Here is a 20,725-nt window from a genome sequence, read left to right as displayed (position 1 = left end):
AATGACATGAGCACCACCGGTAACGGACTACGAACGAGGCGCGGCAAGCGCCTCGCCGCCTCGGCCGCGGGCATCGCGGCCATGGCGCTGACCCTCGCAGCGTGCGGGGGCGGCGACTCGGGCATCGGCGGTGGGGGCGGCGACGACGAGCCGGTGGCCGCCGCCGAGGAGTGCCCCTGCGAGATCCGCTTCTCGTGGTGGGGCTCCGACAGCCGCCACGAGTCCACGCAGCAGATCATCGACGCGTTCGAGGCCGAGAACCCCGACATCACGGTGGTTCCCGACTTCACCGACTGGGACGGCTACTGGGACAAGCTCGCCACCTCGGTGGCCGCCGGTGACACCCCGGACGTCATCACGCAGGAGGAGCGCTACATCTCCGACTACTCCACCAAGAACGTCCTTGCGGACCTGGCCTCGCTGGACATCGACACCTCGAAGATCGACGAGGGCGTCCTGGCCGGCGGCCAGATCGAGGGTGCGCAGTACGGCATCCCGACCGGCATCAACGCCTACGCGCTCGTCGCCGACCCGGAGATCTTCGCCGACGCCGATGTGGAGCTGCCGGACGACACCACCTGGACCTGGGAGGACTACGTCACCACGGCGAACGCGATCTCCGAGGGTGCGGGTGACGGCGTCTGGGGCACGCAGGACTACGGCTTCAACGAGGCCGGCCTCAACGTGATGGCGCGCCAGCGCGGCGAGACGCTGTTCACCCCGGAGGGCGAGCTCGGTGTCTCGGAGGAGACCGTCGCCGACTTCTTCCAGGTCTCGCTGGACCTGATGGAAGGCGGCGGGCAGCCCGACGCCGCCCGCACCGTCGAGTACCAGGCGGCTGGGCCCGAGGGTGGTCTGCTCGGCACCAACCAGGGCGCCATGGGTGTCTGGTGGACCAACCAGCTGGGTGCGCTGACCGACTCGTCCGGCCACGAGCTCGAGCTGCTCCGGCTGCCCGGCGAGTCCGAGGGCGAGCGCACCGGCATGTACTACAAGCCGGCGATGTTCTACTCGATCTCCGCGGACACCGAGTACCCGGAGTCCTCGGCGAAGTTCGTCGACTTCCTCCTGAACTCCGAGGAGGCGGCGAAGATCATGCTGACCGACCGTGGCCTGCCGGCGAACACGGAGGTGCGGGAGTCGATCCTCGGTGACCTGTCGCCCACCGACCAGAAGGTCGCCGACTTCATGGCGGACATCGAGGACGAGATCGTCGACACCCCGCCGGTGCCGCCGCACGGTTCCGCCGAGCTCGCGGACATCATGGAGCGCGTCAACACCGAGGTGCTCTTCGAGCGCATCACCCCGGACGAGGCGGCCACGCAGCTCATCGAAGAGGTCAACGCGGCCATAGCCGACTGACCCCTTCGTTGAGTGCGGGGTATTTGTTGATCTGGGACCGTCCAGGCAACAAATACCCCGCACTCAACTGTTGGGGGTGGCTCCCGTTACGATGAAACGGTTCAGAACAGAGAGGTGCTGGCGTGTCTGAGGTCGATCTGCTCGTTCTCCGCGAGGGCGACGACGTCGCCGTCGCGACCCGCGACCTGACCCCGGGCGACCAGGTCTCGGCCTCCGGGACCGGCCCGGTCGCCGTCGGGCAGGCGGTGCCGCGGGGTCACAAGATCGCGCTGCGCGCCGTGCCTGCCGGCACCGAGGTGCACAAGTACGGGCAGGTCATCGGGGTCGCGACCGCCGACATCGCCCCGGGTGACCACGTGCACTCGCACAACCTCGGCTTCGAGGAGGGCGCGCGCGAGGCGCCCCTGGGCGGCACGCACACCGACCTCCCGCTGCCCGACGGCGCCCGCCCCACCTTCCGGGGTTACCGGCGGGCCGACGGCAGGGTCGGCACCCGTAACTTCGTGGCGATCCTGACGAGCGTGAACTGCTCGGCCTCGACGGCCAAGATGATCGCCGACCAGTTCCGCGGCGCGGCCCTCGACGAGTTCGGACACGTCGACGGCGTCATCGCGCTGACCCACACCTCGGGCTGCGGCCTGGTGCCGGACTCCGAGGGCGGGCAGATTCTCCTGCGCACGCTGCGGGGCTACGCCGCGCACCCGAACGTCGCCGGCCTGCTGGTGCTGGGCCTGGGCTGCGAGATGGTCCCCGGCGCCGCGCTGTCGGCCCGCTCGGGCCAGGTCGCCGACCTGGGGATGCCCACCGTCGGGCCGCCCGACGACACGAGGCAGGGGCTGCTGGCCTCCATCGCGGACGACACCGTGGTGCGCTCCCTGACCATCCAGGAGGCCGGCGGTGTGCGCGCCTCGGTGCGGGCGGGCGTCGCCGCGGTCCGCGAGATGCTGCCGCTGGTCAACGCGCGGGAACGGGTCGAGTGCGACGTCTCGGAGCTCGTGCTCGCCCTGAACTGTGGTGGCTCCGACGGCTATTCCGGGATCACCGCCAACCCCGCGCTCGGCTGGGCCTCGGACCGCCTGGTCGCCTACGGGGCGACGTCCGTGCTGGCGGAGACCCCCGAGGTGTACGGCGCCGAGCACCTGCTCACGGCCCGGGCCGTGAAGCCGGAGGTCGCCCAGCGCCTGCTGGACCGCATCGACTGGTGGCGCGGTTACGTCGCCGCGGGCGGCGGCACGCTCGACAACAACCCGTCGCCGGGCAACAAGGCGGGCGGGCTGACGACGATCCTGGAGAAGTCGCTCGGCGCGGTCGCCAAGGGCGGCCAGGCCGACCTCGGCGCCGTCTACGAGTATGCCGAGCCGATCACCGAGCGCGGGTTCGCCTTCATGGACACCCCGGGCTACGACCCCGTCTCGGTCACCGGCCTGGTGGCCGGCGGCGCCAACGTCGTCGTCTTCACCACCGGCCGCGGTTCGGTCTTCGGGTGCCGCCCCACGCCGTCGATCAAGGTGGCGACCAACACCCCCATGTACTCGGTGATGTCGGAGGACATGGACATCAACGCGGGCGTCGTCGTGGACGGCACGGCGACCGTCGCCGAGGTCGGCCGGCAGATCTTCGACCGGATCCTCGCCGTCGCGTCGGGGGAGCAGACGGTGAGCGAGGAGCTGGAGATCGGCGCCGAGGAGTTCATCCCCTGGCACATGGGTGCCGTCACCTGAGCGCCTGACCCGCCGACTTTGATGGTCGGCCCTCGGCGTGGGCAGCTAGTGTCAGGATCATGTCTGAGCTCTTGGTGATGCTGGTGGTCGTGATGCTGGTCATGAACTGGATCTCAGCGAGCGGGCACAGGCGGTCGCAGCAGCACGAGCTGGACAAGCTCAACACCAAGATCGACCTCGTCATGGCGCAGATGGGCGTCGTCGTGCCGGAGCCGGACGGGATCTCGGAGGTCGACGCGCTGATCCGCGCCGGCAACAAGATCGAGGCGATCAAGCGTTACCGGGAGCTCACGGGCGACGGCCTGCTCGAGGCCAAGGAAGCGGTGGACCGCCGCGCCGAGTCCCTCTCCTGATTCACCGTAGGTCGACCACCGGTCGACCAACACTGGTCGAGCCTGTCGAGACCGGTCTCGACAGGCTCGACCAGCGAAGAGCCTACGGGTAGCTCACCACCTTGGCCGGGACCGTCTCCGTCCCGGCGGCGCGGGGGCCGACGCCGTTGATGACGTGCTCGTACGAGCCCACCCCGCCGAGCGACACCGTGAGCAGCGAGTGCATCCGCACCCCAGGTGTCCGCGGCACCTCGAACCCGTTGTCCGAGGTGATGGACGCGTCCGAGGTGAACACGCAGTACGAGCCCAGGCCCCACGCCTCGTGCTCCCGCACGCCGTCGGCGACCTTGTACGCCGCCCAGCCCCGGACGCCGTCGTGGTTCCACGCCGCCTGGTTCGGCGGGTCGTACGGCAGCTCGTTCTGGTAGAAGATCGTGCGGCCGCGCTCCCCGGTCCACAGGGTGTTGTACTCCTGGTAGTGCTCGACGAAGAGGCCGTATCCGTCGACGTCGTCACCGTTGACCACCAGCCCGTTGTCCGCGGTGTTGACGTTCCAGCCGATGCCCTCGCCGTGGTCGCCCCGCCAGGACCAGATGTGGTCGATGATCGTGTCGTCGGCGTTCACGACGATCGCCTGGTCCACCCGACCGACGTGCGCCCCGCCGACCCGGACGAACACGTCGTGCAGCGAGATCGGGTCATCGGCATGGTCGGCCGTGGACCCCTCGGTCCCCACCGTGAGCATCGACGGCGACTCGGCGGCGCCCGCGTCGAAGAGGACACCCGCGATGCGGACGCCGTCCACGTCGGCCACCCGCATCGCCGTCTGGCCCGCGGTGGGCACGATGGTGGCGTACCCGAGCCCCAGCACCACCGTGTCGGCGCGGTCCACCTCGATCGTCCCGTCCAGCTCGTAGATGCCGGGTGTGAGCAGCAGGTGCAGGCCCTGGTCCAGCGCCTGGTTGATCCGCGCGGCCGAGTCGCCCGGGTGGGCCACGTAGAAGTCGTCGAGCGGCACCGAGGCGCCCGCCGTCGTCCCGCCGTCCCAGGTCGCGCCCCGGGTGCCCTCGCGGGCCGACGGGACGAACACCGCGTAGTCCTCGCCGTCGAGGTAGAGGTACGGCTTCTCGCGGATGATCCCGGTGGTGTCCAGGGTGGTCACCGCGGGTTCGGGGAACGACGTCGGCGGTGCGTTCTCGACACCTGAGAACACCATGTTCCACAGTGTGCCCGCCCAGCCGCCCGTCAGGGTCGAGTCACGGGTGTACCACTGCTGCTGGGTCCAGGCGCGGACCTCGCCGTCGACCACGGAGTCGGCGATGAAGCCGCCGGACGCCCAGCCGTACCGCGACGAGTGCAGCATCAGGTTGCCGTTGACGTGCACGCGCCGCATCGGCGCCGCCTGCGACACCGCCCAGCGCATGTCCCCGCCGGTCGGCGTGACCGCGAGGTTCTCGACCGAGCGCCAGAAGTTCTGGGTGGCGTTCCCCTCGAACCACTCGGCGTCGGCCCAGACGCCGCCCGTGATGTTCACGTCGTCCGGGTCGGCGCCCAGGCCCGCGATCGACGTGTGGAAACCCGCGTTCACGTGCACCGGATAGGTGCCGGGTTCGAACAGGAACTGGTGCCGTCCGTCGCCGAACTGGTCGGACTCCTGCTGGTCGTAGACGGCGTCCACGGCGGCCTGGACCTGGTTCGCCGGGGTGTCAGGACCGAAGACGTGTACGTTCGGCCCGAGGTCACCGCCGCCGGGGATCGGGTCGCCCGGATCGCCGCCGGGGTCGCCCGTGAGCACCTTCAGCTCCCAGAGCGAGTACCCGTACCCCGTGCCGCGCTCGGTGCCGGTGATCCGCACGTACCGGCCGGTACCGGCGACGTCGAAGCCCTGGGTGCCACCGGTCCCGTCCGCGACGGTCCGCAGCGTCCGCCACGTGGTGCCGTCGTCGGAGGCCTCGATCCGGAAGCCCTTGCCGTAGGCCGCCTCCCAGACGAGCTCCACGCGACACAGGTCCTGGACCGTGCCGAGGTCGACCCGGAGCCACTGCGGATCGGTGGGCTCGCTGCTCCAGCGGGTGCCGGGGTCGCCGTCGACGGCCAGGTCGGGACCGAACGGCCCTTCGGTGGACGACGCCGTGGCCGGTCTCCCGAGCGCGGCGTTCGTGGTGCACGGGGCGGCCGCCGTCCCGACCGCTGCGGTCCCGGCACGTGCCACGTCGTGGGCAGTGCCTGACGCCGGGGCCGCGCCCGCCGTCAGCGGTGCGGCCACACAGGCCGCCGTGATCGCGGCGGCGAGCCAGGCGCGCCGTCCAGGTCGCGGGGCCGGCCGTGGTGCCTCCGGCGGTGCTTCGTCGAGTGCTCCGCGGACGGTCATGATGCTGTCTCCTCGCGTGCGGCGGGCTCGGGCACGAGCTGGTAGTTCTCGTCGAGCACGGTGCCGCGGTGCGGCTTGTACAGGTCGTAGCCGCGCGGGTTGCACTGGAGCCCGCCGTTGATGCACTGCTCCACGAGGCGGCGGAGCACCTCGGGATCCCAGGCGTTGACGAAGTCGTAGTGCCAGGACTGGTCGGACCCGCTCACGAGCGCGACGTCGGACATGTCACCGCTGACCGGCCAGGCGATCTTGAACTCGAGCATCGGCACCGCCACGGGGTGGCTCAGCGGGCACTGCCCCGAGACCGGGTATGCCATGTGCGTGCCGTGGCCCATGTGGGCGGACTCCTCCGGGGTCAGGTGGATCCCGTCCCAGCAGCTCGGCGCCTGGTACCGGATGTTCAGCTGGGTGCCCGGCGGGCAGTAGGCCGGGATCTCCCAGCTCTTGGAGATGTCGCCGCACTCCCAGCCCTCGACGGCGCCCGGTGCGGTCCGGAACTCGTCGACGGTCGCCATCATGTCGCCGGCCAGGAACTGGAGCCCTGCGGGGAACGGGACCACGTCGGTGTAGTCGTCGATGCCCGACTTGTAGTAGACGGTCATGGGGATGTTCGGCTCGACCGGAACACCGGCCTTGGTCAGGGCGGGGAACCAGTAGGCGGACTTGTCCTGCGGCACGGTGCACGTGCTCGCCGGGTTCGCGAGCAGGCTGGCCGGGGTGGTGAAGGCGTTCGTCGACCGGTTGCCGATGAACGTGTGCAGGTGCGACCGGCCGGGCTGCCCCGGGTACACGATGGAGTCGTCCGGCAGGAAGTGCGAGAAGGTGCAGTTCGCCTGGAACTCGTGGTGCGTGACCTCGTCGTCCGGGAACGGCGGCGGATCCTCGGGGCCGCCGGCCTCGCCGTCGCCGAACACCTGGAACTCCAGGAGCGAGTAGCCGTACTGGGTGCCGCGCGCGGTGCCGACGAGCTGGACGTAGCGGGCGTTCGCCGCGACGTCGTACACCTCGGTGCCGCCTGTGCCCGCGGACTCGGTGACGACGGTGGTCCAGGAGTTGCCGTCGGGGGAGACCTGGAGGCGGAACGCCGCGCCGTACGCGGCCTCCCACTCCAGGGCGATGTGGTCGAGGTCGTAGGACCGGCCCAGGTCGATCCGGATCCACTCGTCGTCCGTCGGGGCGCTCGCCCAGCGGGTGCCGCGGTCGCCGTCGACCGCGAAGCGGGGGGCGAGGCCCCCGGACTCCGAGCTCGACGCCGCGGTGAGCGCGCCCTGCGAGAGAAGCGTGTTCGGTTCGGCCACGGCGGTGGTGGCGCCGAGGGTGGCGGCCGCGCTCAGGGTCGAGGCGAGCAGTGCCGTGGCGAGTGCGCCGGCCAGGACGCGAGATCTGAGGCCGCGGGGCGTGCGAGGTGCTGTGCGCATGGTTCCTCCTTCACTGGTTGTCGCTGCTGATCACTGCTGTGCTCACCGCTGGTAGACGCCGACCTCGTACAGGGAGTAGCCCCACTCGGTGCCGCGCTCGGTGAGGTTCAGACGCACGTAGCGGCCGGAGCCCGTGACGTCCACGCTGTCGACGCCGCCGTTGCCACCCGTGACCGTCCGGACGGTGGTCCAGGTGCTGCCGTCGTTCGAGGTCTGGATCTCGTAGGACTTGCCGTAGGCCGTCTCCCAGACGAGCTGCAGGTGGTCGAACGACTGCACGGAACCGAGGTCCACCTGGTACCAGGCGGTCGGGCCCCACTCGCTGGCCCACCGTGTGGCGGGGTCGCCGTCGACGGCGCGGGCGGGCGTCCAGTCGCCGTTCCACGGGTCGAAGCTCGACGCCGTGGCTGTCTTGCCGCGGGCGATGTTCGTGCCCTCGACCTTCGGTGCCACGACGCGGAACGACCGGGTCTCCACACCTACGTTGCCCTTGCCGTCCTCGGCGAACACGTAGACCTTCCAGACGCCGAGCATCTCCGGCGCCGTGACCCGGTACGTCCCGGGAGCGGTCTGAGTGAAGTCCGCCTGCGCGATGCCGCCGGCGTCGTTGATGTACTTGCTGTTCAGCATCACGTTCGGCGTGATCGGGTCGCCGTCGGGGTCTGTCATGTCCACGGAGACCGTGAACTGCTCGCCGGCCTCCACCGCCGTCGATCCGGGGACCTCCATGGCGGAGATGCGCGGTGGGGTGTTCATCCGGGAGGTGTCGACGCCCCAGGCCCGCGCGATCGAGTAGTAGCCGAGCCGCTTGTTGTCACCGGGCAGGATGTTGAACCACACGCCACCGAAGTCGCCCTCGATGCCGTAGTGGAAGAACGTCGCGCCCAGCGAGACGCCCTCGTGCTCCCGCAGGCAGCGCCACGAGTCCACGTACGCGGCACCCTTCTCGAGGTCGGTGGGCTCCTTGGGGACGCCGTTGGCGTCGTCGGGCACCTCCCACTCGCCGGCCGCGCCGCCCTCGGTGAGGAGGTAGGGCCGGTCGTAGCCACCCGACTCCCACGACTCCCGGATGTTGCACACGTCGCCGTAGGCGTTGATCGACAAGAGGTCGAGGTCCGGGGCGTTCCGCTCGATGTACGGCCAGGCACCGGCCCAGGCATCGGTGTTCGTGGTCGGGTGGTTCGGGTCGGCCTGGTGCACGGCGACGCTCACCTCGTTGACGAAGGCCGCGTAGGCGTTGCGGATCTGCTCCAGCTCCGTACCCGAGTAGCAGTTCTGCAGGCCCAGGATCGCCTCGTTACCGATGTTCCACATGAGCACGCCGGGGTGGCTCTTGTAGGTCTCGACCCACTTCAGGATGTCGGCCTTGGTCTCGGACTTGTAGGCGGCATCGGTGCGGTAGTCGATGCAGCCGCCGGAACCGGGGCCGCCTCCCGGCAGGAGCCAGAAACCCATCACCACCCGGACGTCGTGCGCCGCGGCGGAGTCGAGGAGCTGGCGGGTGTCCGCCCCGGTGCCCCAGGTGCGGATCGTGTTGGCGCCCATGGCGACGAGCGGTGGCATGTAGTGGTCGGCCGCGTTGAACGAGGGGCCCCAGGTGAAGCCGCGAACGGTGTACGGCCTGCCGTCGACCTGGAGGTCCCACGAGCCGTTGCCGCCCACCACCTCGACAGTGCTGGGCCCGGAGTCCCGGACGGGAACGTTCGGATGGCCGGGGTCGACGTAGTTCGGGTCGCCGGGGTCGCCCGGGCCGGTCCCGCCGGTCTCGCCGAAGACGCGCAGCTCCCACAGCGAGTTGCCGTAGCCGCCTGACCGTGCCGTCGACAGCAGGCGCACGTGACGGGCCGTGCCGTCGACGTCGAACCTGTCGGTGCCGCCGTCGCCCGAGCTGGTCGAGTACACCGTGGACCAGGAGGAGCCGTCAGCGGATACCTGGAACTGGTACGTGGTCGAGTACGCCGACTCCCAGACCAGCTCCACGTGGTCGAGGTCGGCCGACCGGCCCAGGTCGACCCGGATCCACTGCGGGTCGCTGAACTCGCTCGCCCAGCGGGTGCCGAGGTCGCCGTCGACGGCGGCGCTCGCGGGTGTGTAGTCGGGGCTCTCCTCGGAGGAGGCGGTGGCGGTCCTGCCCTGCGACAGCAGGACCGGTTCCGCCTGCGCCGACGCCGCGGGGGCGACGAGCGCCGCCGCGGCCAGCAAGCCGGTCGCGAGGGCGGCAGCTCCCGCGCGGAGGCCGCGCCCGAGCCGGGCCGCCTGCGCGCCGGGTGATCCGGTGGTCGTCATGGGTCTTCCTCTCCGTCCGCTCGTCGGCCACGTGCTGGCCGGGGCGCGGTTCGTCGTTGAGCCTGCCGTCGCGTCGCTCCAGTGCGCCGCGAGCCGGGAGAGCGCTCTTACCGGACCAATCCTTGACCTGTTCTCGACTGGGCGTCAAGGGTTCGGCACTTCGGCTTCGCGTCGATTTTCCCGGCGGATAGTGGCTAATGTGTTCTTTACGTACTGGATCGGCACGGCGTTGCCGGAGGCGGAGCGGGTGCCACGTCACCCGATCGGGGTCCATGGGAGAGCGCTCTTACTCTGTTAACGTCAGCGTGTGAGCAAGGATTCGCGGCGTCCGGCGCCGACCCTGGAGGACGTGGCGAAGGTCGCCGGCGTCTCCCGCGCGACCGTGTCCCGTGTGATCAACGGCAAGCGCAAGGTCGCGCCCGCGGTCCAGGAGGTGGTGCTCGAAGCGGTCGCCGAGACGGGCTACGTGCCCAACCGGGCCGCCCGGTCGCTGGTCACGCGGCGCACGGGCACCGTCGCCGTCGTCATCTCGGGTGCGGACGCCGACCCGGACGCCGAGCTGGACCTCTCGGGTGTCTTCTCCGACCCGTTCTTCGGGCGCGTGGTCGGGTCCCTCGTACGGACGCTCCGACCGCACGACGTGCACCCCGTCCTGATGTTCGCCGACAACGCCCAGACGCGGGCCCAGGTGGTCTCCTACCTGCGGTTCGGCAACGCCGACGGGGCCTTGCTCGTGTCGACGTACGCCGACGACCCGCTGCCCGAGGAACTGCTGGGCACCGGTAGCCCGATAGTGCTCTTCGCCCGGCCGGGCCGCGCGATCCCGGCGAGCTACGTCGACCTGGCCAACGCTGACGGCGCCCGGCTGGCGGCGAACCACCTGCTCGACCGTGGGTGCCAAAAGCTCGGCGTGATCTCGGGGCCGGTCGACGTGCCGTCCGCGCGGGACCGGCTCGACGGTTTCCGCGATGCGGCGGCGCGGCGCGGGCACGCGTTCGTGCCGAGCGTCGAGGGCTCCTTCACGTTCGAGAGCGGCGAGGCCGCGATGGCGGAGCTGCTGGCGGCTGCCCCGGACCTCGACGGGGTCTTCGTCTCGAACGACCTCATGGCCCAGGGTGCCATCCACGTACTCCAGACCAACGGCCGGCGTGTGCCCGACGACGTGGCGATCGTCGGGTTCGACGACAGCCCCGTGGCGGTGCAGACGCGCCCGCGCCTGACGACGGTGCGCCAGCCCGTGGAGAAGATGGCGGAGGAGATGGCGCGCATGTTGCTCGAGCAGATCGACGCCGACGAGCCGGCGGTGCGGTCGGCGATCTTCGAACCGGTCCTGGTGGTTCGCGACTCGGCCTGAGCGCGCTTCGCGACATGTGCGATGACTTAACGCGTCCTGCGGAAGTGTTAAAAATCGAGCCGAAACTTAACGCGTCGACTAGGTTGTCGATATGGCCTGGAACCCGGAAGTGCCGTATGACGCACTTCCTCTAGGCCAGCAGCGAGATCGAAAATATCGTCACCACCACCGACGAACTCTTCGAGGCCACTGCGCACCAGTCCGGTGCGACGCCCGCCGCGCGTGAAGCGCTCCGCTACCGCTCGGCGCTCCGGATGGGTTTCGACGAGATCGGTAAGCGGCCGATCACCGAGCGAACTACGGCACGCCTCTGCTCGGCGATCCGTGGCCACGAGGTCTCGTTCCGGCGAAGCGAGGTGTACATCGGCGACTCCGTGGTGGGACGGCGGATCTACACGCCGCCGGCCTCTCCTCAGGTGATCGAGGGCCTGCTCGACAACTGGGCGACTTTCGTCAACGAACCGTCCGACCTGGACCCGCTCGTCACGATGGCGGTCGCGCACTACCAGTTTGAAGCCATTCACCCGTTCGACGACGGAAACGGCCGCACGGGCAGGATCGTCAACGTCCTGATGCTCTGCGACGCAGGCCTGCTCCACCTTCCGCTGCTGTACCTCTCGCGCTACATCATCGAGAGCAAGGACGACTACTACCGGCTGCTTCGGGGGGTCACGGCGTCGGACGGCTGGGAGGACTGGGTTCTGTACATGCTCGAGGGCGTCCGTGTGACTGCTGTGCGCAGCATCGAACTGGTAGAGCAGGTGCAGGTGGTGCGGGGCGAGATCGTCGACGTGGTCCGGCACGCACTCCGCTCGGCCAACTCGGACGTCGTCGAGGTCCTCATGGAGCAGCCATACTGCCGCGTCCGGGACGTGGTCGAGCGGTGCGGGGTCACCCGCCAGACCGCGGCCCGCTGGCTGCGCGATCTGGTCGACGCGGGAGCCCTGGTAGAGGTCAGGGCCGGGCGAGAGGCGATGTTCATCAACCGGCGGCTCATGGACGTACTGCGCCCGTGAGGTGATGCCCGACGACGTGGTGCTTGTTGTTCGCCGCTCACCACGTACGAGTCGTTCGTGTGGAAACCCCTCACTCTCGCATGGCCGCGACCTTGCTAGGTTCCTGAACAAATCGGTCGTCGAAGCCCGACGGCCCAGAACCGGAAGCGAGGTGGTTCCCCGTGAGATCTCGTCGCGCACCGCTACTCATCGCAGCCCTCGTCGCTGCGCTCCTGACACCAGCGGCCGCGGCAGCGGCCCCCGCCCCCGCGGCCCAGGCCGTGGTGGCCAGCTGTAGCGCAGCCGCATGGAGCAGCGGCGCCGTCTATGTCGGAGGCAACCAGGTCACCCACGCCGGCGCCGCATGGCGGGCCAAGTGGTGGACCCAGGGCGAGACGCCCGGCACCACCGGCCCGTGGGGCGTGTGGGAGCGCACCGGTACCTGCGACGGAGGTGAGCCCCCGGTCGACCCGCCAGGCACCGAGGAGTTCCCGGTCAGCCAGGCCCAGTTCAACCAGTTCTTCCCGAACCGGAACTCGTTCTACACGTACTCCGGGCTCGTCGCGGCGCTCAGCGCGTACCCCGGGTTCGCGAACAGCGGCAGCGAGACCATCCAGAAGCGTGAGGCTGCCGCGTTCCTCGCCAACGTGTCCCACGAGACCGGCGGCCTGGTGCACGTCGTCGAGCAGAACACGGCGAACTACCCGCACTACTGCGACACCTCGCAGCCCTACGGCTGCCCCGCGGGCCACGACCAGTACTACGGCAAGGGCCCGATCCAGCTGAGCTGGAACTACAACTACAAGGCGGCGGGTGACGCGCTCGGGATCGACCTGCTGAACAACCCGCGCCTGGTGCAGACCGACTCGGCGATCGCCTGGAAGACCGGGCTCTGGTACTGGAACACCCAGAACGGGCCGGGCACGATGACGGCGCACGCCGCGATCGTGAACGACCGTGGCTTCGGAGAGACCATCCGGAGCATCAACGGCAGCATCGAGTGCAACGGCGGAAACCCCGCACAGGTGCAGAGCCGCATCGACACGTACCTGCGCTTCACCAGCGCGCTCGGCGTCGACCCGGGCGGCAACCTCCGCTGCTGACCCGGGCGGTCAGCCCGACGTCGGCCTGGGTGCCGCCGTTGACCACAGCAGTTGCTGCCAGAACGGTCACGGTTCTGACGCAACTGCTGTGGTCAACGGCGGTGGGCTGTGGGCGGTGGGCTGTGACTGGGTGGGCGGGTGGTACGTGCCACGATGAGCGCATGCCTCTCGCACCTCGGTACCTCGCCGCCGACGACCGCTACGACACCATGACCTACCGCCGGACCGGCCGGTCCGGCCTGGACCTTCCCGCACTGTCCCTGGGGCTCTGGCACAACTTCGGCGACACCAGCCCGTTCGACACCCAGCGCGCCATCCTGCGTCGCGCACTCGACCTGGGTGTCACGCACTTCGACCTGGCGAACAACTACGGGCCGCCCTACGGCTCGGCGGAGGAGAACTTCGGGCGGCACTTCGCCGCTGACCTGAAGCCGTACCGCGACGAGCTGATCCTCTCGACGAAGGCCGGCTACGACATGTGGCCCGGACCGTACGGGGACCACGGGTCGCGCAAGTACCTCCTGGCGTCACTGGACCAGTCGCTCACCCGGATGGGTGTCGACTACGTCGACGTCTTCTACCACCACCGGCCGGACCCCTCGACGCCGCTCGAGGAGACCATGGGCGCGCTCGCTTCCGCGGTCCAGCAGGGCAAGGCGCTGTACGTGGGAGTCTCCAACTACTCGCCGGCGCGGACGCGCGAGGCGGCGCAGGTCCTCCGCGACCTGGGAGTTCCGCTGCTGATCCACCAGCCGTCCTACTCGATCCTCAACCGGCACATCGAGAACCCGGCGCACGAGGACGCGTACGACGGCAGGCAGAGCGAGTCCCTGCTCGACGTCGTCGGCGAGCTGGGCGTCGGGACCATCGTGTTCTCCCCGCTACAGCAAGGGCTGCTGACCAGCAAGTACCTCACCGGCGCCGCACCCGAGGGGTCCCGCGCGGCCCGCTCGGACTCACCGTTCCTCTCGTCCGGCGCACTCACCGAGGACTACCTGGGCCGCGCCAAGGCCCTCAACGAGATCGCCGAGGGCCGCGGACAGACGCTCGCGCAGCTCGCGCTCGCCTGGGTGCTGCGGGACACGCGCGTGACCTCGGCGCTCATCGGGGCGTCGTCGGTGGCGCAGCTCGAGGACAACGTGGCGGCGCTCGCGGCCGGCCCGCTGACCGAGGACGAGATCGCGGCGATCGAGCCTCTGGCGCAGCAGCTCGGCTGAGACCGCGAGACCGCGCCTCATCTGCGCCACCGCCACCGGGCCGACGTCGAGCCGACGTCGGCCCGGTGCTGTCAGGTACCGGCCGCCGCCGTCCCGAGGTCTGCGCGGCGCCTCCGACGAATCCACACCACGCGTTTCACCGCACTTCACCGAGCTGTCGCGCCGAATCGATCCGGTGGGCGGACCATGAGGGTGTCCGCCGCTCGACGGGGAGGGGTACTGGAAGGTACAGCCCTGAAGAGAAGGAGCACGAACGTGGCCGAGACGAGAACAGCGACAGTCGTAGGCGCCGGTATGGTCGGCCTCGCCACGGCCTGGCACCTGCAGGAACGTGGCGTGGAGGTGACGGTCCTCGACCGGCACGGCGTCGCCTCCGGAGCGTCCTGGGGCAACGCCGGCTGGCTCACCCCGGGCTTGGCGATGCCCCTGGCGGACCCGTCGCTCTGGGCCTACGGGCTCCGGGCCATGCTGGACCCGAGCGCCGCCCTCAGCGTCCCCTTCCGGTTCGACGGCGCCCTGTGGGCGTTCCTCGCGCGCTTCATGGCGCACGCGACGCCCGACGCGTGGCGGCACGCGATGGCGGCCCTGACCCCCATCGACCGGATCGCCCTCGACGCGTACGACGAGCTCGAGGCCGGCGGCGTGCACGCGACGTCGTACCCCAGCCGCTGGGTGGTCGGGTTCGAACGGGAGCGGGAGTCGCGCCCGTTCGTGGACGAGCTGCGCGGCGCGGCCAGGGCGGGGCAGGAGATCCGGCTGTCGAGGGTGCCCGACGGCGTCCGTGTGCCCCACCTCTCCCGGTCCGTACGGTCGATCTGGACACTGGAGGGCCAGCGGTACATCGATCCGGGGTCCTACGTGCAGGCGCTCGCGACCTCGGTCAGCGCGCGGGGCGCCAAGGTGCTGTCGGACGCCCGCGTCGAGAGCGTCCGCGCGGTACCCGGTGGTGCCGAGGTGGCGGTGCACGGCCACGACACCGTGACGTCCGACGCCGTGGTGGTCGCCACGGGCGCGTGGCTCCCGGAGCTGGCACGGCAGCTCGGGGTGCGGACCCGTGTGCAGGCCGGGCGGGGCTACTCGTTCAGCGTGCCCGTGGACGGTCTGCCGATCGACCACCCGGTCTACTTCCCGGCCCGGCGCGTCGCCTGCACTCCGTACCAGGGGCGGCTCCGGGTCGCCGGGACCATGGAGTTCCGCGGGCCGGACGAACCGCTCCAGCCGGCCCGCGTCCGGGCGATAGCGAGCTCGGTGCGGGACCTCTTCGAGGGCGTGGACCTGGACTCCCGCGAGGACGAATGGGTGGGCTCGCGCCCTGTCACGCCGGACGGGCTACCGCTCGTGGGCCGGACGGCCGCGCCCGGCGTCTACGTGGCCGGCGGCCACGGCATGTGGGGCATGGTGCTCGGCCCGGCGACCGGCCGGGCACTGGCCGGCCTGATCACGACGGGGCGCACCCCGGAGGAGATCCTGCCGTTCGACCCGCTGCGCTGACCCGCGTCAGCGCCGCTCGCGCTCGGCCATCCGGTCGAGCCCGTCGAGGATGATGTCCAGGCCGAACTCGAACTCGGTCTGGTCGTCGCACCAGCCCAGGGTGGATCCCGTCCCGTCCTCGTGGCTGACGGCGGCCATCATCTCCACCATGTGCGGCACCTGTTCGGCCATCTGCCGGAGCATCGCGGTGGCTGCGTCGTCGGCGCCCTCCTTCGTGCCACCGCCGGCCGCCGAGCCCGCCGTGGCGCCGTCGGGCTCGAAGAGCTCCTGGGAGAAACCGAGCGCACGGCTGCCCAGCGCGTGCATGGCGTGGTGGACCAGGTCGTACGAGAAGCCACCGCGCCGCATCAGGCCGATCAGCGAGTCGTAGTACCGGATGACGGGCAGGCTGAAGTTCTTCCGGGTCTCCAGGACGGTCGACGCCCACGGGTGGCGGAGCAGCACAGCGCGTGCGGTGAGGATCTGCCGGCGCATCGCGGGCTTCCACGCGGACCGGGGCGCGCCGTCGGAGAGGGGGTCCAGCTGGGCGACGGCGTCCTGGATCTCTGCCGCGACGACGTCGACCACACCGTCCAGCAGGTCCTCCTTGTTGGCGACGTGGTGATACAGCGACATCGCCTCGATCCCGAGCTCGCGAGCCAGGCTGCGCATGGTGAGCGCGCCAAGACCCTCGCGGTCGGCCAGCGCGACCGCCGACTCGAGCACCCGGGCGCGCGTCAGGACGCTCCGTGGCGCGGTACCTGCCGTCCGGGGTGAAGTCATGGTGTCGCGATCCTACGTGGGCAGAATCCTTGACGGGCGGGTCGGGCGGTCCTACCTTACGACGTAAGGCTCACGTCGTGAGCCACTTCGAGAAGGCGGTACGCCATGTGGGTCTGGATCCTCTGGGTCGTCGTGGGGCTGCTGGTCGTGGCGCTCAGCGGCTTCCTCGCGCTCGTGCTGGTCATGCGCACCAAGAACCGACGCGGCCTCCTGATCGTCCGGCGCCTCGGTCGCCGGTTCGGCCGCCCGATCGAGCTGCGGACCGCCGGTGAACCGGGCGCGTCCGCCGCGGTGATCCGCCATGTCGGGCGCAGATCGGGTGCGTCCTACGCGACGCCGATCGGGGTGTACCCGCTGGACGACGACTTCCTCGTCTACCTCCCCTACGGCCCGGACGTGGACTGGTTGCGGAACATCCGCGCGGCGGGCTCCGCGGAGCTGCGGGCCGAGGGGCAGACGTACCTGGTGACACCGCGGATCGTCGAGCCGTCCGAGGCGCTGCCTCACCTGTCCGCGCGGGACCGTGGGGTCGCTCGCCTCTTCGGCGTCACCGACTTCCTCGTGCTGAGGCGTGCGCCGGCCTCCTCGGGCGGTACGGACGTGGGCGGTGCGGACGCGGGCGGCATGGACGCGGCCGGTTCGGACCTGGGCGGCACGGACTCGGGTACGACCGCCCCCGGTGGCACCGCGTGAGGGCGGTGGTCCGGGACGAGTACGGCCCGGTCGACGTGCTCCGGGTCGCCGCGGTCGGGGACCCGGAGCCCGGTCCGGGCGAGGCCGTGGTCCGGGTCGCCGTCGCCTCCCTGAACATGGCTGACCTCGATCACCTGCTCGGACGTCCACGCCTCGCCCGGATCGGCACGGGCCTCGTTCGGCCGGCCCACCGCCGGGTGGGGATCGACGTCGCCGGGACGGTCGAGGCGGTAGGGCCGGACGTCGCCGGGCTCCGGCCGGGCGACCGCGTCTGGGCCGACCTGTTCGAGCACGGGCACGGTGCGCTGGCGGACCGGGTGCGCGCGTCGGCGTCGGCCCTGTCGCCGCTGCCCGACGGCGTCCCGTTCGACGTCGCCGCCACCGTCCCGCACTCGGGGTCGCTCGCGCTGCAGGGTCTGCGGGCCGCCGGCCGGCTCCGGCCGGGCGAGCGGGTGCTGGTCAACGGGGCCGGCGGCTGTGTGGGGCCGTTCGCCGTGCAGATCGCCAAGGCGCGGGGAGCCGTCGTGACGGCCGTGGACCACGGCGGCAAGCTCGACTTCCTGCGGGAGCTCGGTGCGGACGACGTCGTCGACCACACCCGCGAGGACGTCACACGCGGCGATCGGCGGTGGGACGTCGTCCTCGATATCGCCGACACCCGGTCGGTGCCTGCGCTCCGGCGCACCCTGGCTCCGGGCGGACGTTACGTGCTGATCGCCCGGCGGATCGGCTCGTTCGCGGAGAAGGCCTTGTTCGGCCCGGTCGTCGGCCGGCTGACGGGCACCCGGATGGGCGTGTTCGCCTGGCGCGCGAACCAGCGGGCCGACCTGGCCGAGCTCGCCGGGCTCCTGACCGCCGGCGACGTCGTGCCGCGGATCGACGGGCGCTACGACCTCGCCGACGCCGTGGAGGCGTTCCGTCGGCTCGAGTCGGGCGCCGCCCGGGGCAAGATCCTGGTGGTGCCGTAGGTCGCCGGCGTCGTGGCAGGATCGCACCGTGACGACGAAGCGCATCCTCATCCTTGCCGGCCGTGGACGTTACGAGGACCCCTGGCACGACCATGCGGCGACGTCGCACGTGGTCGCCGGCATCGTCGGTGACCTGGGCGTCGTCGAGGTGCGGGGACTCTTCCGGGACGCGCTGGACGGTCTCGACGAGGTGGACCTGCTGGTCGTGAACGGCGGCACCGGCCGCCGCGACGCGGACTTCGACGGGTCCGACGACGACTGGCTCGGCTTCCACGCCCGGCTGGCGGACTGGGCGCGGGCCGGGGGCGCCGTCCTCGGACTGCACCAGGCGGCGAACACGTTCTACGACGCGCCCGACTGGTCGGCGGTGCTCGGCGGGCGGTGGGTGCCCGGTGAGTCGATGCACCCGCCGATCGGCCCGGCGCGGTTCGAGCTGACCGGGGGCCACCCGGTCACGGACGGCCTGGGCGCCGTCGAGGCGTTCGACGAGCGTTACTGCCTCCTGCGCGTGAACGCGGGGACGCGGGTTCTCGGCACCACTCCCGACGACGACGGTGTCGAGCAGCCCGTCCTGTGGGTCAACGAGACGCACGGCGGCCGCAGCATCTACTCGGCGCTGGGGCACGACACCCGCTCGTTCGCGTCCGAGGGGCATCAGGAACTCCTGCGGCGGTCGGCGTCCTGGCTGCTCGCGTAGCGCGGGTTGACCTCAACCATGGTTGAGATAGTTGGCTGGGCGCATGGAGATCATGAGCGTCGACACGGTGACCCGTTCGGCGGCGGAGACCGCCGCGTACTACGAGACGGTCCTCGGCCTGCCGGTGCGGAAAGAGATCGGCGCGGTGGAGATCACCGTCGGACGATCGGTCATCCGGTTCCGCGAGGATCCTGACGCCGAGGGCGACCAGCACTACGCCTTTCTCGTCGACGACGCGCGGTTCGACGCGGCCCGAGCCTTCCTCGAGGCGGGCCCGGGCCTCCTGGGCGACGGCGACCGCACCGAGTTCGAGGCCCAGCCGGCCTGGAACGCCCGGTCCCTCTACTTTCCGGGCCCGGACCGGTCGGTGCTCGAAGTCATCGCACGCCGTGATCTCCCTCCAGACCTGGGTGCCGGGCACGCATCGGGGGCGAAGGCCTCAAGCCCGTACGCGCCCGGCACCCAGCCTGTCCCGTTCGGGCCCGCCGACCTGCGCTCCGTGAGTGAGGTGGGCGTCGCCGTGCCCGACGTCGCAGGCACCGCCGACCGCCTCACCGACGTCGGCATCGGCCGTTACCCGGACGGGTCGAAGACGTTCTCCCCGGCCGGGCAGATCGACGGCATGCTCATCCTGGTCAGCCCCGGGCGCACCTGGTTCCCGACGTCGGACCGGGTGGCGGCTGAGCCACCCGTCACGATCGTGGCGCAGGCCGGTGCCGCAAGCCCGGGTGTGGTGGCCGGGAGGTACGAGCTCGCGCCGGGCCGGGTGCTCGTCGTCCGGCGGTAGCCGTAGCGCCGACACCATCGAGGTGCTACCCCTGGTCGAGAACAGGGTGCTTCAGGTAGGATCACTGGTATGAAGGTTAGTGTGAGCATCCCGGAGCAGGACCTACGGTTCCTGGACGACTATGCGGAGGACAAGGGGCTTGGCTCAAGGTCGGCCGCCGTCCACGAGGCGATCGTCGCGCTTCGACAGATGGCGCTCACGCTTGAGGCCGAGCAGGCGATCACAGAGTGGTATGACTCCGGCGAGGCCGAGGTCTGGGACGTGACAGTGGCCGACGGGTTGGAGTCCGATGTACCGCGGTGAGATCTGGTACGCGGACCTCGACCCGGTTCGGGGGTCAGAGGCGAACAAGGTTCGGCCGGTCGTGATCGTGTCGAACGACGCGTACAACGCGGCGGCTCGTCGGCTCGGGCGCGGGGTGCTGACGGTGGTGCCACTGACAAGCAACGTCAAGCGGGTGCACTCGTTCCAGACCCTTGTCTCGAAGCAGGGCTCGGGCCTGCCCGTCGACTCCAAGGCACAGGCAGAACAGGTGCGTTCGGTCGACATGGTCCGCCTGGTGAACCGTGTTGGGAAGCTGTCTGCCGAGGAGGCCGCTGAGCTCGACGATGCTCTACTCATCCACCTCGGGATCGCGTGACCGTCTGCGACGTGCGCAACGACTGATGGCCGTCATGTTCCCTCGGCAAACCCCGCCTGCCGCCACACCTCGTACACCGCGATCGACGCCGCGTTCGTCAGATTGAGCGACCGGCGCCCGGGCAGCATCGGGATGCGCAGCTCGTCGGTGACGCGCGGATGCGACAGCGCCTCGGGCGGCAGGCCGGTGGGCTCCGGCCCGAACAACAGGATGTCACCCGGCAGGTACTCGACGTCGGTGTAGCGGGTGGTCGCTCGGGTGGTGAACGCGAAGACGCGCGCCTCGGGCAGGGCGTCGAGCGCGGCGTCGAGCGAGGGGTGCACGTCCATGACGGCGAGATCGTGGTAGTCGAGGCCCGCCCGCTTCAGCTTGGCCTCCGACAGGTCGAAGCCGAGCGGCTCCACCAGGTGCAGCCGGGCCCCGGTGACCGCCGCGAGCCGGATCGCGGACCCGGTGTTGCCGGGTATGCGCGGTTCGAAGTAGACGACGTGGGCGAGCGGGTTCTCGGGCAGCGCGGGGGTATCGGCG

Annotated in this window: 19 protein-coding genes and 1 pseudogene; 15 read left to right on the top strand and 5 right to left on the bottom strand. The window is 70.7% G+C overall.

What is annotated here, in order from left to right; translation table 11 throughout:
• The first annotated feature begins 6 nt into the window (after positions 1 to 6).
• The 3 genes from LUU90_RS03245 to LUU90_RS03235 all read left to right on the top strand — a co-directional run bounded on the left by LUU90_RS03245 (position 7) and on the right by LUU90_RS03235 (position 3,436).
• Complete coding sequence (locus LUU90_RS03245) at positions 7 to 1,362, top strand: ABC transporter substrate-binding protein (protein WP_275001839.1); 1,356 nt, start codon at positions 7 to 9, stop codon at positions 1,360 to 1,362.
• 122 nt (positions 1,363 to 1,484) lie between these two features.
• Positions 1,485 to 3,083 carry a UxaA family hydrolase gene (locus tag LUU90_RS03240; RefSeq protein ID WP_275001838.1) on the top strand — a complete coding sequence of 533 codons (1,599 nt, stop codon included), beginning with the start codon at positions 1,485 to 1,487 and terminating at the stop codon, positions 3,081 to 3,083.
• Positions 3,084 to 3,142: 59 nt separating this feature from the next.
• On the top strand, positions 3,143 to 3,436 hold the full coding sequence (locus LUU90_RS03235; RefSeq protein WP_275001837.1) for a ribosomal protein L7/L12: 294 nt from the start codon (positions 3,143 to 3,145) through the stop codon (positions 3,434 to 3,436).
• Positions 3,437 to 3,518: 82 nt separating this feature from the next.
• Here the strand turns inward: LUU90_RS03235 and LUU90_RS03230 are convergent, their stop codons facing one another.
• From LUU90_RS03230 to LUU90_RS03220, 3 genes are read right to left on the bottom strand one after another with little or no spacing between them, the layout of a single operon-like run.
• On the bottom strand, positions 3,519 to 5,786 hold the full coding sequence (locus LUU90_RS03230; protein ID WP_275001836.1) for a discoidin domain-containing protein: 2,268 nt from the start codon (positions 5,784 to 5,786) through the stop codon (positions 3,519 to 3,521).
• Entirely contained in the window at positions 5,783 to 7,204 is a 1,422-nt protein-coding gene (locus LUU90_RS03225; protein WP_275001835.1) for a DUF1996 domain-containing protein, read from the bottom strand. Before LUU90_RS03225 ends, LUU90_RS03230 begins: the two co-directional genes overlap by 4 nt.
• A 42-nt stretch (positions 7,205 to 7,246) precedes the next feature.
• Entirely contained in the window at positions 7,247 to 9,490 is a 2,244-nt protein-coding gene (locus tag LUU90_RS03220) for a discoidin domain-containing protein (RefSeq protein ID WP_275001834.1), read from the bottom strand.
• A gap of 307 nt (positions 9,491 to 9,797) precedes the next feature.
• Between LUU90_RS03220 and LUU90_RS03215 the strand changes: the two genes are divergently transcribed.
• From LUU90_RS03215 to LUU90_RS03195, 6 genes and pseudogenes are all read left to right on the top strand, one after another.
• On the top strand, positions 9,798 to 10,844 hold the full coding sequence (locus tag LUU90_RS03215) for a LacI family DNA-binding transcriptional regulator (protein ID WP_275001833.1): 1,047 nt from the start codon (positions 9,798 to 9,800) through the stop codon (positions 10,842 to 10,844).
• Positions 10,845 to 10,990: 146 nt separating this feature from the next.
• A pseudogene (locus tag LUU90_RS26445) lies at positions 10,991 to 11,098 on the top strand (Fic/DOC family N-terminal domain-containing protein); the annotation flags it as partial.
• Positions 11,099 to 11,860: a Fic family protein gene (locus LUU90_RS03210; protein ID WP_275001832.1), complete on the top strand. Its 762-nt coding sequence runs from the start codon at positions 11,099 to 11,101 to the stop codon at positions 11,858 to 11,860. It abuts the pseudogene before it with no gap.
• A gap of 161 nt (positions 11,861 to 12,021) precedes the next feature.
• Positions 12,022 to 12,942, top strand: coding sequence for a glycoside hydrolase family 19 protein (locus LUU90_RS03205; protein ID WP_275001831.1), 921 nt, complete (start codon positions 12,022 to 12,024; stop codon positions 12,940 to 12,942).
• Between the two features lie 161 nt (positions 12,943 to 13,103).
• Positions 13,104 to 14,159, top strand: coding sequence for an aldo/keto reductase (locus LUU90_RS03200; protein ID WP_275001830.1), 1,056 nt, complete (start codon positions 13,104 to 13,106; stop codon positions 14,157 to 14,159).
• Between the two features lie 255 nt (positions 14,160 to 14,414).
• Complete coding sequence (locus LUU90_RS03195; protein ID WP_275001829.1) at positions 14,415 to 15,650, top strand: NAD(P)/FAD-dependent oxidoreductase; 1,236 nt, start codon at positions 14,415 to 14,417, stop codon at positions 15,648 to 15,650.
• A 6-nt stretch (positions 15,651 to 15,656) separates the two neighbouring features.
• On the opposite strand, the gene LUU90_RS03190 is transcribed toward LUU90_RS03195, so the two are convergent.
• Positions 15,657 to 16,412, bottom strand: a complete 756-nt coding sequence (locus LUU90_RS03190) for a TetR/AcrR family transcriptional regulator (RefSeq protein WP_275001828.1) — start codon at positions 16,410 to 16,412, stop codon at positions 15,657 to 15,659.
• 105 nt (positions 16,413 to 16,517) lie between these two features.
• On the opposite strand from LUU90_RS03190, the gene LUU90_RS03185 reads away from it, so the two are divergent.
• The 6 genes from LUU90_RS03185 to LUU90_RS03160 all read left to right on the top strand — a co-directional run bounded on the left by LUU90_RS03185 (position 16,518) and on the right by LUU90_RS03160 (position 20,197).
• Entirely contained in the window at positions 16,518 to 17,105 is a 588-nt protein-coding gene (locus LUU90_RS03185; RefSeq protein ID WP_275001826.1) for a nitroreductase family deazaflavin-dependent oxidoreductase, read from the top strand.
• Entirely contained in the window at positions 17,102 to 18,073 is a 972-nt protein-coding gene (locus LUU90_RS03180) for an NAD(P)-dependent alcohol dehydrogenase (RefSeq protein WP_275001825.1), read from the top strand. Before LUU90_RS03185 ends, LUU90_RS03180 begins: the two co-directional genes overlap by 4 nt.
• A gap of 28 nt (positions 18,074 to 18,101) precedes the next feature.
• A complete protein-coding gene (locus LUU90_RS03175) occupies positions 18,102 to 18,770 on the top strand; it encodes a ThuA domain-containing protein (protein WP_275001824.1) in 669 nt (222 codons plus the stop codon).
• A gap of 43 nt (positions 18,771 to 18,813) precedes the next feature.
• Positions 18,814 to 19,557 carry a VOC family protein gene (locus LUU90_RS03170; RefSeq protein WP_275001823.1) on the top strand — a complete coding sequence of 248 codons (744 nt, stop codon included), beginning with the start codon at positions 18,814 to 18,816 and terminating at the stop codon, positions 19,555 to 19,557.
• 69 nt (positions 19,558 to 19,626) lie between these two features.
• Positions 19,627 to 19,860, top strand: coding sequence for a ribbon-helix-helix domain-containing protein (locus tag LUU90_RS03165; RefSeq protein WP_274991547.1), 234 nt, complete (start codon positions 19,627 to 19,629; stop codon positions 19,858 to 19,860).
• Entirely contained in the window at positions 19,847 to 20,197 is a 351-nt protein-coding gene (locus LUU90_RS03160; protein WP_274991546.1) for a type II toxin-antitoxin system PemK/MazF family toxin, read from the top strand. The genes LUU90_RS03165 and LUU90_RS03160 overlap by 14 nt, the downstream gene beginning before the upstream one ends.
• Positions 20,198 to 20,229: 32 nt before the next feature.
• Here LUU90_RS03160 and LUU90_RS03155 read toward each other — a convergent pair whose 3' ends face one another.
• Positions 20,230 to 20,709 carry a tRNA (cytidine(34)-2'-O)-methyltransferase gene (locus tag LUU90_RS03155; RefSeq protein ID WP_275002283.1) on the bottom strand — a complete coding sequence of 160 codons (480 nt, stop codon included), beginning with the start codon at positions 20,707 to 20,709 and terminating at the stop codon, positions 20,230 to 20,232.
• Between the last annotated feature and the right edge of the window lie 16 nt (positions 20,710 to 20,725).

The sequence above is a fragment of the Promicromonospora iranensis genome (assembly GCF_028994775.1).
GTDB classification, from domain to species: Bacteria; Actinomycetota; Actinomycetes; order Actinomycetales; family Cellulomonadaceae; genus Promicromonospora; species Promicromonospora iranensis_A.
Note: the sequence above shows the minus strand (reverse complement) of the source record. Positions and strands in the feature narration are given on the sequence as shown.

Excerpts from the sequence above, each read along its gene's own strand:
- LUU90_RS03245 (WP_275001839.1), top strand. The coding sequence starts at position 7 with ATGAGCACCACCGGTAACGGACTACGAACGAGGCGCGGCAAGCGCCTC.
- LUU90_RS03225 (WP_275001835.1), bottom strand. The coding sequence starts at position 7,204 with ATGCGCACAGCACCTCGCACGCCCCGCGGCCTCAGATCTCGCGTCCTG.
- LUU90_RS03235 (WP_275001837.1), top strand. The coding sequence starts at position 3,143 with ATGTCTGAGCTCTTGGTGATGCTGGTGGTCGTGATGCTGGTCATGAAC.
- LUU90_RS03160 (WP_274991546.1), top strand. The coding sequence starts at position 19,847 with ATGTACCGCGGTGAGATCTGGTACGCGGACCTCGACCCGGTTCGGGGG.
- LUU90_RS03190 (WP_275001828.1), bottom strand. The coding sequence starts at position 16,412 with ATGACTTCACCCCGGACGGCAGGTACCGCGCCACGGAGCGTCCTGACG.
- LUU90_RS03165 (WP_274991547.1), top strand. The coding sequence starts at position 19,627 with ATGAAGGTTAGTGTGAGCATCCCGGAGCAGGACCTACGGTTCCTGGAC.
- LUU90_RS03230 (WP_275001836.1), bottom strand. The coding sequence starts at position 5,786 with ATGACCGTCCGCGGAGCACTCGACGAAGCACCGCCGGAGGCACCACGG.
- LUU90_RS03185 (WP_275001826.1), top strand. The coding sequence starts at position 16,518 with ATGTGGGTCTGGATCCTCTGGGTCGTCGTGGGGCTGCTGGTCGTGGCG.
- LUU90_RS03200 (WP_275001830.1), top strand. The coding sequence starts at position 13,104 with ATGCCTCTCGCACCTCGGTACCTCGCCGCCGACGACCGCTACGACACC.
- LUU90_RS03210 (WP_275001832.1), top strand. The coding sequence starts at position 11,099 with ATGGGTTTCGACGAGATCGGTAAGCGGCCGATCACCGAGCGAACTACG.
- LUU90_RS03220 (WP_275001834.1), bottom strand. The coding sequence starts at position 9,490 with ATGACGACCACCGGATCACCCGGCGCGCAGGCGGCCCGGCTCGGGCGC.
- LUU90_RS03170 (WP_275001823.1), top strand. The coding sequence starts at position 18,814 with ATGGAGATCATGAGCGTCGACACGGTGACCCGTTCGGCGGCGGAGACC.